7 protein-coding genes and 1 tRNA gene are annotated in these 11,104 nt (G+C 62.6%); 3 read left to right on the plus strand and 5 right to left on the minus strand.

Annotated elements, in window-relative coordinates; genetic code table 11:
- Positions 1-68: 68 nt before the first annotated feature.
- A complete protein-coding gene (locus LK535_RS00970; protein WP_227770036.1) occupies positions 69-4,343 on the plus strand; it encodes a rhamnan synthesis F family protein in 4,275 nt (1,424 codons plus the stop codon).
- 501 nt (positions 4,344-4,844) lie between these two features.
- Here LK535_RS00970 and LK535_RS00975 read toward each other — a convergent pair.
- Positions 4,845-4,921 (minus strand) — tRNA-Arg (locus tag LK535_RS00975).
- A 58-nt stretch (positions 4,922-4,979) separates the two neighbouring features.
- Between LK535_RS00975 and LK535_RS00980 the strand changes: the two genes are divergently transcribed.
- Complete coding sequence (locus LK535_RS00980) at positions 4,980-5,723, plus strand: queuosine precursor transporter (protein ID WP_227770037.1); 744 nt, start codon at positions 4,980-4,982, stop codon at positions 5,721-5,723.
- Positions 5,724-5,824: 101 nt separating this feature from the next.
- On the opposite strand, the gene purQ is transcribed toward LK535_RS00980, so the two are convergent.
- From purQ to LK535_RS01000, 4 genes are all read right to left on the minus strand, one after another.
- Positions 5,825-6,490: a phosphoribosylformylglycinamidine synthase subunit PurQ gene (gene purQ, locus LK535_RS00985; protein WP_227770038.1), complete on the minus strand. Its 666-nt coding sequence runs from the start codon at positions 6,488-6,490 to the stop codon at positions 5,825-5,827.
- Complete coding sequence (purS, locus tag LK535_RS00990) at positions 6,487-6,717, minus strand: phosphoribosylformylglycinamidine synthase subunit PurS (protein ID WP_227770039.1); 231 nt, start codon at positions 6,715-6,717, stop codon at positions 6,487-6,489. Before purS ends, purQ begins: the two co-directional genes overlap by 4 nt.
- A gap of 79 nt (positions 6,718-6,796) precedes the next feature.
- Positions 6,797-7,576, minus strand: a complete 780-nt coding sequence (gene purC, locus LK535_RS00995) for a phosphoribosylaminoimidazolesuccinocarboxamide synthase (RefSeq protein ID WP_066778739.1) — start codon at positions 7,574-7,576, stop codon at positions 6,797-6,799.
- A gap of 132 nt (positions 7,577-7,708) precedes the next feature.
- Positions 7,709-8,458, minus strand: a complete 750-nt coding sequence (locus LK535_RS01000) for an alpha/beta hydrolase family protein (protein ID WP_227770040.1) — start codon at positions 8,456-8,458, stop codon at positions 7,709-7,711.
- A 355-nt stretch (positions 8,459-8,813) separates the two neighbouring features.
- On the opposite strand from LK535_RS01000, the gene parC reads away from it, so the two are divergent.
- The gene (gene parC / locus LK535_RS01005; RefSeq protein ID WP_227770041.1) at positions 8,814-11,069 is read left to right on the plus strand and encodes a DNA topoisomerase IV subunit A; all 2,256 of its coding nucleotides are present in this window, start codon (positions 8,814-8,816) and stop codon (positions 11,067-11,069) included.
- Positions 11,070-11,104 lie beyond the last annotated feature (35 nt).

The raw sequence follows: 11,104 nt of genomic DNA on the forward strand, positions 1-11,104 counted from the left end.
GCCGCTTAACACCATAGCACATATCGATTAGCTCGTATGAGGGGGCAGTCGACGGGAACGGGGGAATAATGGTCCGCAGCTATTTCGCGCGTGCGGCGGCGGTGCTCGGACTGCCGGGCGGCCGATCGCCAGCGAACGCCAAATATCGGCTGCTGGGCGACAAGGCGCGCGACCATGGCGACTGGGCATCGGCCGCAGGGCATTATCGGTCGTACTTGGAGGCGGATCCGAACAGTTTTGCGATCTGGGTGCAGCTTGGCCACGCGTTGAAGGAGTCAGGCGACCCAGCGGGGGCAGAGGAGGCCTATCTTCAAGCACAGCTTCTGCAGCCAGACGACTCCGACCTGGCGCTGAACCTCGGGCATTTGATGAAGTCCTTGCGCAAGCTGCGCGAAGCAGAAGGATATTACGCGCGCAGTTTTCAGATCGACGGAAATCTCTCGGCGCGTACCGAGCTGGAATCGCTCGGGATAACGCCTGAACGCAATCTTGCCGCTCAGCGTGGACGGGGCGGAAGACGCATGGTGGGCAGCGTCGACCGGGTCGAGGGGCAGGTGGTGCGTGGCTGGGCCGTGGAGCCCGAGCCGGCGCGTAGGCCTGCCGAAATCGAGATTGTAACTCTGGATGGGCGAGTCATTGGCTCGGGCACGGCGACTCAGTTTCGCGCAGATGTGACGGACGCTGGTTTCACGGACGGGCCGGCCGGGTTCACCATATTCGTCGATGCGGAGGACCTCGCTGGTGAGGCAGTGCGCGCAGATGTGCGGCTGCGTTCGACGGGCGACCTCCTGGATGGCTCCCCTCTGACGATCACGTTTCCCAGCTCTGTGGAAGCGGACTTGGCTCGGCACGTCACTGCCGCCCGCCACGTCGTCGCCAAGCCGCTCGTCGGTGTCGGCGGCGAACATGCGATCTTCGTGGCTTACGCCGCAACCGGAATGCTTCAGCCGTTCGTGCGCGGCTTTTTGCGGATTCTGCGCGAACAAGGTATTTCGGTGTCGCTGGTCGTCAACTGCGATCGGCCGATGGTCCTTGATGATGAACTGCTGGAGACGGTGTCCAGCGCCGTGGTCCGCGAAAACAAAGGTTATGATTTCGGCGCGTGGGCGCACATGCTGAGGCTGGAGCCGCGTCTGTATGCCGCGGAATGCCTGTACATCATCAATGACAGTATCGTAGGTCCGAGTAGCAAGGCCGGCTTTGCCGAGCTGATCGGGCGGATACGGAAGAGTTCTGTTGATCTACTTGGCCTGACAGAGTCGCTTGAGCGTGGCTGGCATCTGCAAAGCTACTTCCTGCGTGTCAGCGGGCCATTATTGGCCTCCTATGCCTTTCAATTGTTCGTGAACTCCGTTGAGGTGATCTCGGACAAGGACGCCATCATCAACCGATATGAGGTGCCGCTCGCGCAGCGCGTCTGCGAAGCCGGTTTCTCCGCCGACAGCATCTTCAAGGTCGACCAGGCTCGCAACCCGACCTTGTTTGCCTGGAAGCGGCTTCTTCAAGCCGGGTTCCCGTTCGTGAAATGCTCCCTGCTGCGGAACGGGTTTGCGCACGTTTCCACCGACGGTCTAGAGAGTGAGTTGAGGCGCGCCGGCTTTGATGGCGACATGATCGAAGCGGCTTCGGATTATTACACAGACGAGCCGCTTCCCGGTGCCGGCTATCCATTACTCGCCCGGCCCGTGCCGAGTGGTGGGGGCAGCCATGTGCCCAGCAAGCCATATAAAGTCGCGTTCTATGGCCCCTGGAATTACGACAATGGCCTGGGAGCGGCGAGCAGGGGCATCATCGCTGCCATTCGCCAAGCGGGCGTGCGGCTGAACCTGCATCCGATCCGCAAAGCGTTCCACGTTCATAAGCCGCTCGTTCCGCCGCACGACGTCATCGACTTCGCCGGCCCGGCCGACGTCGCGATTGTTCATCTAAATCCTGATTCCTGGCACCTGCTGACCGACGATCAGCGAAGGGACGTCAGCCAGGCCCGGCATCGCGTTGGTTATTGGGTATGGGAGATGGAGCAGCTGCCTGCGGCATGGCACCAGGACTTCGCATCTGTTGACCGGATCTGGGCTCCCAGCAGCTACAATGCCGAGGTCTTTGCGGCGGAAGAGCAAGCGCCCGTTGATGTGATCCCCCATGTGGTGCCGGTCGCTGGTGACTTCCTCGGCGCTGTCTCATCTATTCGCACGACGTTGCAGCTTCCAGCAGATCGCCGCCTGATCCTGTACGTGTTCGACGGCGCGAGTTACCTCGTTCGAAAGAACCCGGCCGCGCTCGTCCATGCGTTTGCGGCGTCCGGCCTGTCCGCACGCGGCTGGACTCTCGTTCTCAAGACCAAGCACCTTATGGATCGTCCTGGCGAGGGACGGGCACTGGCCGCTCTTGCCGAGGCGACCGACGGCGTCATCCTGCTTGATAGATCGCTGACGAGTCATGAACTGTCTGACCTGATCGCGTCGTGCGACATCTATGCTTCGCCGCATTGTTCGGAGGGCTTCGGGCTGACGGTTGCCGAGGCGATGGCGGCCGGACGGATGGTCGTGGCAACCGACTATAGCGGCACAAGGCAGTTCCTCGACGGCTCATGCGGCTTCCCCGTCCGCGCGGAAACGTGGACGCTGGATGAAGATTTCGGACATTACTCGCGCGGCGGAACTTGGGCGCGTGTGGATCAGGCCGCACTGGCGGAGGCGTTAGTAGTTGCCGCAGAACGCGTGGATGCGGGCGATCGAACCATCGGAGACGCTGCGCGCGCGCGCGTCGCCGAAACGCTTTCGATCGAAGCAGTTGGCGCTGCTATCGCGAAGAGCTTGGATGCAGTGGTTTCTGGCGCTGAGGCCGTTCGTCATCCGCTGCCCAGGATAGAGGAAGGCGTATCAGGTACGCCCCTGTCCGACCTGACCGGCCGTGGGGAGGCGGGTACGAGTGCGCTCCAGGTGCTGTCGCTGGCGGCAGGATCGCTCACCCCAGCGAGTGACGGCCTCGCCCACATCCCCAATGACCGCAATGTCTGGTTGTTGATCGCTCCGGAAGATGCGAGCTTTCATCCAAGAACCGGCACTATCATCGCACGGCACGCTGCCGCCCGGCCCGACGTATCTCTTTTCTATGCCGACGACGTCGCTTTTGGCGAGGCCACGCTGCTTCAGCAGGTTCGTCTGAAGCCTGCCTTCGACCGCACCCTGTTTGCCGCTCAGGACTATATCGGTGCACCGGTATTTATCCGGGGTTCGGCGCTGCACGATGTCGGCGGGTTGCGCCCGGAGCTTGGGGATGCGGCCGTGTATGACTTGGTACTGCGGGCGGCCGAGAACGGCTTGTCGATCGGCGGCATATCAGACGTACTGATGGTGCAGGGCGGTCGGCGCAGTGCTGCGCCGGCATCCGCCCGCCGCGCCTTGCTTGAGCGGTCGCCGCTCTACGCCGGCTATTCGGTGACCGATGGGCGCGCTCCTGAATCACTGCAGCTCTCAGCGCGTTTTAAGCGCGAGTTTCCTCATGTCACCTTGTGCATCCCGACCAAGCGTACACCCGTAGAGGATGGCGCGGGCACGTACATCGAGCGGTTGCTCCTGAGTCTTGCCGAAGTGAAATGGGCGGCCGGCCGCATGACGGTACTGGTTGGAGACGACGTTTCCGGCACCCCATCTTGGGCGCTCACCGACTGGCCCTTCACTTTGCAGAGGATCGAGACTTTGCGAGGTGAGGATGAACCTTTCAACTTTGCCGCCAAGATGAACCAGCTGTGGCAGGCTGCTGACAGCGAACTGGTCGTCATGCTCAATGATGATGTCGTGGCGCTCGACCAAGGCTGGCTGAGGGCTCTCGCCGGCTTTGCAATGGACCGAGACGTGGGCGCGGTAGGACCGCGCTTGCTTTACGATGACGGCACGATTCAGCACGCTGGGATCTACGGCGGCGTCCTTGGTACCAGCGTTCACGCGTGGTTGGGAGCACGGGCTTCGAGCCCGACGTACCAGGATTGGGCGATCACCCAGCGCGAAGTCTCCATGGTAACGGGGGCGGTGCTGGCAACTCGCCGCAGCGTTCTTGCGGCTGTCGGCGGGTTCGATGAAAGGTTCAGTCTGGAGTTCAACGACACGGATCTTTGCCTCAAGATGCGGCAGCAGGGATATCGGATCGTGTACAATCCTTCCGCTGAGCTCATTCATTCGGAAAAGAAATCTCGCGGCGTAACGGTGCCACCTGGGGAGCAGTTGGCGCTGTTCCTCGCACGCTGGAACGATTGGCTGAGCGATGATCCGGCGCTCCCTCGCCGTATGCGTCGCGATATGCTGGACCTGACGCCCTCTGTCGGCGCAGGCGATTGGTTCGTTTGAGGGCGCAACCTCGACTGTCTCCCTCTACGTGGAAGCCGCATCGCGGTTCAGCGTGTTGCGTTCGGGAGAGGCGCGTCGCTTCATGTCGGGAGCGAGGCATTCGCTCCCGATCAGCTTGGGCGGCGGTGGCGGACGGAGGCTCGGCTCCTGCCGCCTGCTCTATTTGCAATGGTTGTAGGCGTCGCTCTCTACAGGAGAGTCGTTCGTCCGGGTTGAGTCAGCTATCTGGCGCGACGTGCGAGAAAAAGGATGCTGCTCATCGTTGCTACCGCGCCGATGCCAGCCGCGGCGAACAGAACCGTATTTGCTGCTTCCATAACCCTCTCCTTAAATCGCCGGCTTTCCGGTCCTATGCTTTCCAGACTGGCCTGGTGAGCTGTCATACGCAAGAGCGGGAAGCGAACTTTATAGCTGGTATATGGCGATAGCCCGCGGCACTTGGCCGTCGCTGACATCCATTCCGATGCGTGGCGATTGCGGATGGAAAGGGTAAGTCGCGTTTGGCGCGCCCGGCTGGATTCGAACCAGCGGCCCCAAGCTTAGAAGGCTCGTGCTCTATCCAACTGAGCTACGGGCGCGCACCGGGGCGTGTTAGCGTGGATTGCGGGCAAGCGAAACCGTCGGCATGATCTTCGAATGACCGAGGGGGCAAAACCGAACCGCGTTTCGGCACGTACGCTGCGTGGGCAAAGCCTGCGATACTACGACTTTGTCATGGCGGCGTTCGTTGCAGTGCTTTTGCTCTCCAACGTGCTCGGGGCTGGCAAGGTCGCGCAGATCTGGTTGCCTGGGGTCGGATACTGGCCGTTCGGCGCGGGCATCCTGTTTTTCCCGGTCAGTTACGTGATCGGTGACGTGCTGACCGAAGTGTACGGCTATGCCCGTGCGCGGCGCGTGATCTGGGCCGGCTTCGCGGCGGCCGTGTTCATGGCGTTGATGGCCTGGGTGGTCGTTGCTCTGCCCCCCGCGCCGGACTGGACCAATCAACAGGCCTATGAGGCGGTGTTCGGCCAGGTGCCGAGAATCGTTTTTGCCAGCATGTGCGCATTCTGGGCGGGCGAGTTCGTCAATTCGTATGTTCTGGCCAGGCTGAAGGTGGCGACGGGCGGGCGGCACCTGTGGATGCGGACCATCGGATCAACCGTCGCGGGGCAAGGAGTCGACAGCCTCATATTCTATCCGCTCGCGTTTTTTGGTGCGGAGGGGTGGACTACCGGCCTCGTAGTGACGGTGCTCTTTACTCAATGGGTCCTGAAAGTGTCATGGGAGGTGCTCCTGACGCCATTCACCTATGTGGTCGTTGGATCTCTGAAGCGAGCGGAAGGCGTGGACGTCTTCGACGAGGGAACGGACTTCAACCCGTTTGGCACTCGCGTTTGATTGGCGGTCGCTCAGAGATCTTGATCGAGATGCTGAGCTCAGGGCGGGAGCGCGTTCTGGTGAGCAATCCCGTAGGCGCGCTGACCCGCGCGCGCCCTCGATCAGCTGACGAGATCTAGCAATCCCTCAAACAGGCGGCGCCCTTCGGTTCCGCCATGCGCGCCCTCGATCCGACGTTCCGGATGGGGCATCATGCCAAGCACATTGCCAGCGTCGTTCAGGATGCCCGCAATCCGCCGGGCCGAACCGTTGACCTCTTCGGCATAGCGAAACGCGACTCGGCCCTCGCCCTCAAGGCGATCGAGCGTCTCCTGATCGGCGACGTAATTACCGTCGTGGTGAGCGACTGGGATCTTGATCGTTTCCCCGGCCGCGTAACCACTCGTGAAGGTGCTCTGAGCATTTTCCACCGTCAGAGCGACGTCCCGACACACGAAGTTGAGCCCCGAATTGCGCATGAGCGCGCCAGGGAGCAGGCCTGATTCGGTGAGGATCTGAAAGCCGTTGCACACGCCGAGGACCGGAACGCCGGCAGCCGCCTTGTCCGCCACCGCCCGCATGATGGGAGAACGGGCTGCCATGGCGCCCGAGCGCAGGTAATCGCCGTAGGAAAACCCCCCGGGGACCGCGATCAAACCCACGCCATCGGGAAGTTCCGCGTCGCCATGCCACACCATGTCCGGCTTCTTGCCGGTGACTTCCTCCAGCGCCACGGCGAGATCACGATCGCAGTTGGAGCCGGGGAAGACAACGACCGCGGATTTCATGCGCGTTCGATCCGGTAGTTCTCGATCACCGTGTTCGCCAGCAGCTGGCGGCACATGGCGTCGATCTGTGCATCGTCCGTCGAGTCAGCAACGTCGAGCTCGATGAGCTTGCCGACGCGGGCGCCTTCAACGCCGGTGAAGCCGAGGCCGGACAGGGCGTGTTCGATCGCCTTGCCCTGGGGGTCGAGGACACCGGGCTTTAGCGTTACGTAGATGCGCAGCTTCATGAGGTGCCCGCTATTCCAACCGCCCACGGATCGCAACCTCCTCGCGCGTGAGGCGGCGAAGCCGCAAGCGGATCTGCCATTATTTTCCGCGACGTTCCCGATGCTCGGCCATGTCGAGGATCGCCGTCTCGCCACCTTCGGGCAGCAGGCCAAGACGGCGTGCAACCTCTTGATATGCCTCAACTTCGCCGCCCAGATCACGGCGGAAGCGATCCTTGTCGAGCTTCTCGTTAGTGGTCATGTCCCAAAGCCGGCAGCCGTCCGGGCTAATCTCGTCAGCCAGGATGATCCGGCCGTAGTCATTGTCCCAGATGCGCCCGAACTCGAGCTTGAAGTCGACCAAGCGGATGCCGATGCCGGCGAACAAGCCTGACAGGAAGTCGTTCACCCGGATCGCCAGGTCAGCGATGTCGTGCATCTCGTCCTGACTGGCCCAGCCGAAGGCGGCGATATGTTCGTCCGAGATCATCGGGTCGCCGAGCGCGTCGTCCTTGTAGCAATATTCCAGGATCGTTCGCGGCAGCTGCGTACCTTCCTCAATGCCGAGACGCTTGCTGAGGGATCCCGCAGCCACGTTGCGCACGATCACTTCGATGGGCACGATTTCCACCTGCCGGATCAACTGCTCGCGCATGTTCAGCCGGCGAATGAAGTGAGTCGGAACGCCGATATTGCCGAGGAGCGTGAAGATATGCTCCGAGATGCGATTGTTCAGGACGCCCTTGCCGTTGATCGTACCCTTTTTCTGGGCGTTGAAAGCAGTTGCGTCGTCCTTGAAATACTGAATCAAGGTGCCGGGCTCAGGCCCCTCATAGAGGATCTTCGCCTTGCCTTCGTAGATCTGCCGGCGCCGCGCCATTGCATCACCCCTGAAATGGACAGCCCCGGCGAACGCGACGGATAGCGGCGCGGCCGGGGCGGGAATGGCGAGCCGTATAAGGGAAGGGTCGCTGCGGTGCAATCACGCGAGCATTCTTCCCGGGCACGCCGACTATTGCGAAAGCTTCAGCGCGGTGCGGATCAGCTGTTTGGTTCGCAGCCAAGCGTCGGTGCCAGGCGTGACCAGCTCCACATGGCCGGTAGCAGGCACCGTGACGAGATCTACCTCGTCCCCGGCAGCCCGTGCGCGCTCAACGTAATCCGTGGCCATTCGATAGGGGATAATGCGGTCCTCTCGTCCATTGACCAGCGTTTGCGGCATGCCGAGAGGAAAGAGCCGGGGCACGGACGTATCGGCATAAGGGTCTGCGCGTCCTGACCCGACAAGCTTTTCGACCACCGCGATGCCGCAGCCATTGTCAGGGCTCCTGGCGGTTGCCTCCAGGTCGGGCAGCCCGCCAAGGCTTATCACTTCGCTGAGTGCCAGTGGATCGGTGCTGTGAAGCGGGCTGCCAGTCGGTAACCTGCGCCGAGCCGCCAACCAAAGCGCGAGGTGTCCGCCAGCCGAATGGCCAACGGCTACGACGCGGCGCGTGTCGAGCCTGAAATGTGCCGCATGTACCGCAAGTTGATCGGCAGCTTTCGCAACATCTAGGAAGGTGTCGGGATAGCCCCCGCCGGCGCGGTCTACGCCGCGATAGTCGATGTTCCATACCGCGATGCCATCTGCTCGAAGGTCGCCTGCGATCCAGTCCATGATCTTTCGATCGGCGATCGAGGTCTGCCAACAGCCGCCATGAACCATGAGCACGACCGGATGGGCGCCGGACCCGGCCGGAACCCAGACATCGACCTTCTGCATGTGATCGTCACCGTAAGTGATCGTTGCGTCCGGTGTAGGGCGGGGCCGGCTGGAAAGATCATCCCAAGTCAGAGGCTTGAAGGGGGTTGTTGCGGGTTCGGCGAAGGACATGGTGGCGGAACATGGCGCCGACAGCAGGGCACAGGCAAGCAGGATCCGGCGCGAGTGTTGAGAAAGTTGAGACAACCGCGAGGTTCGAGTTCGTGGCAACGGACCAGCGGATCGAGGCGAGGACGCGGCTGCGGCGGCGTGGCGGTGCAAGGTCATTTTCGGGGTGTGGCATGCGGCGCGAATGTAGGACAGGGGTAAGCGGAACGGTTGTGGAACAAGGGCGCATACTGCTAGCAGGCGGGCCATGCCGACCGACGCGACCGTGCTGCCACCCGACAATCCGCCCGTGGGCGTGCTCGATGCACCGTTCGATTCAGCGCTGTCGGAACGGTATCTCGTTTATGCGCTGTCCACGATTACCGCGCGCTCGCTGCCGGATGTTCGCGACGGTCTGAAACCCGTTCACCGCCGTTTGCTGTGGGCAATGCGGCTGCTGCGGCTGGATCCCACGCAGGGATACAAGAAGTGCGCCCGCGTCGTTGGCGACGTGATCGGCAAGTACCATCCCCATGGCGATCAGTCGGTCTATGACGCCATGGTGCGCCTCGCGCAGGATTTCGCCCTGCGATATCCGCTGGTCGACGGGCAGGGCAATTTCGGCAACATCGATGGCGATAACGCCGCCGCCTACCGCTATACCGAAGCCCGGCTGACGCAGGTCGCCATCGACCTGATGGACGGGCTCGACGAGGATGCCGTCGGCTTCCGCCCCACCTACAATGGCGAGGAGCAGGAACCGGAGCTGTTTCCGGGCCTGTTCCCCAACCTTCTTGCCAACGGCGCTAGCGGTATCGCGGTGGGCATGGCCACCAGTATTCCACCTCACAATGCGGCGGAGCTTCTCGACGCGGCAATCGCGCTGATCGACGATCCTGCCGCCGATCCGCTGGCGTTCGTTCAGGGGCCGGACTTCCCCACCGGCGGCCTGCTGGTTGATCCGCCGGCGATCATCCGTGAGGCCTATGCCACCGGGCGCGGCGCCTTCCGCGTCCGCTGCCGCTGGACGGTGGAGAAGGAAAAGGGCGGCGGCTGGCAGATCGTCGTCAGTGAGATTCCGTATGGCGTGCAAAAGGGCAAGCTGATCGAGCAGATCGCTGGCCTGGTGAACGACAAGAAACTGCCGATTCTGGCGGACGTTCGCGATGAATCAGATGCGGAAATTCGCCTGGTGCTGGAGCCCCGGAGTCGGACCGTCGACCCGCAGGTGCTGATGGACGGGCTTTACCGCATGTCCGATCTCGAGACGCGGGTGCCGTTGAACCTCAACGTGCTGGATGCACGTCGTACGCCCCGGGTGATGAGCCTCGCTGAGGCACTGTCGGCCTGGGTGGAGCACCAATTCATCGTGCTTCGCCGGCGCACCGAGCACCGGCTGGGCAACATCGCGGACCGGCTGGAGCTAGTTGCGGGTTACATCACGGCCTTCCTCAACCTGGACCGCGTGATCGAGATCATCCGTACGGAGGACGAGCCCAAGGCCGTGATGATGTCGGAGTTCGCGCTGACCGACCGTCAGGCCGAGGCGATCCTCAACATGCGGCTGCGTAGCTTGCGCCGATTGGAAGAGATGGAGCTGAAGCGTGAGCAGGCGGCCCTGGAGAAGGAGCAAGCGAGCCTGCAGCTGCTGCTGGGATCGGACGCGCGGCAGCGCACGCGGATGAAGAAGGATCTCGAGAGGGTCCGCGACCGCTATGGCCCGGAGACGACACTCGGCAAGCGGCGCACGACGATCGAGGAAGCCGCGCCGGCGCGCGAGATCCCGCTGGAAGCGATGATCGAACGCGAGCCGATCACCGTGATCCTGTCCCAGCGGGGCTGGATCCGCGCGATGAAGGGGCATGTCGAACTGGCCTCCGCCGAGACGCTAAAGTTCAAGGAAGGGGATGGACCTGCCTTCGCCTTCCATGCGCAGACGACCGACAAGCTGCTGCTCGCCGCGGAAAATGGCCGGTTCTACACACTGGCGGCGGACAAATTGCCGGGGGGGCGCGGCTTTGGTGAGCCGGTGCGTGCTACCATCGATCTTGATGGCGGGCTTGGCATCGTACGGCTGCTTCGCGCCGAACGTGACGGCAAGTTGCTGGTTGCGGCCAGCGACGGACGCGGCTTCGTCGTGCCGGTGAATGAGGTGCTGGCGGAGACCCGAAAGGGCAAGACGGTTGTAACGCCGCGCCCTGGTGCGAAGTTGGCGCTCGTTCGCCCGGTCGCTGCCGAGGACGATTATGTCGCCGCGATTGGCGACAATCGGAAGATGGTGGTATTTCCGCTGAGCGAACTGCCGGAAATGACGCGGGGGCAAGGCGCGCAGTTGCAGCGATATCGCGATGGCGGCCTTAGTGATGCAATCACCTTCCGCTATTCGGAGGGGATCAGCTGGCCCATGGGAGGTGATACGGGACGCACACGGACCGAGGCAGACGTCTCGCCATGGCGCGCGGCGCGCGGAGCAGCGGGCAGGATGCCGCCGACCGGATTTCCCCGGAACAATCGCTTCGCCTGACCGCCATTCCGAATTCAATGAAAGTTAACGAGGCA

It is taken from the genome of Sphingomonas sp. IC4-52 (assembly GCF_020707225.1).
Lineage (GTDB): Bacteria > Pseudomonadota > Alphaproteobacteria > Sphingomonadales > Sphingomonadaceae > Sphingomonas.

Bases quoted from the DNA above. Each gene is read 5' to 3' on its own strand.
- LK535_RS00980 (WP_227770037.1), top strand. From the start codon at position 4,980: ATGACCGAGGGGGCAAAACCGAACCGCGTTTCGGCACGTACGCTGCGT.
- purQ (WP_227770038.1), bottom strand. From the start codon at position 6,490: ATGAAATCCGCGGTCGTTGTCTTCCCCGGCTCCAACTGCGATCGTGAT.
- purS (WP_227770039.1), bottom strand. From the start codon at position 6,717: ATGAAGCTGCGCATCTACGTAACGCTAAAGCCCGGTGTCCTCGACCCC.
- LK535_RS01000 (WP_227770040.1), bottom strand. From the start codon at position 8,458: ATGCAGAAGGTCGATGTCTGGGTTCCGGCCGGGTCCGGCGCCCATCCG.
- LK535_RS00970 (WP_227770036.1), top strand. From the start codon at position 69: ATGGTCCGCAGCTATTTCGCGCGTGCGGCGGCGGTGCTCGGACTGCCG.
- parC (WP_227770041.1), top strand. From the start codon at position 8,814: ATGCCGACCGACGCGACCGTGCTGCCACCCGACAATCCGCCCGTGGGC.
- purC (WP_066778739.1), bottom strand. From the start codon at position 7,576: ATGGCGCGGCGCCGGCAGATCTACGAAGGCAAGGCGAAGATCCTCTAT.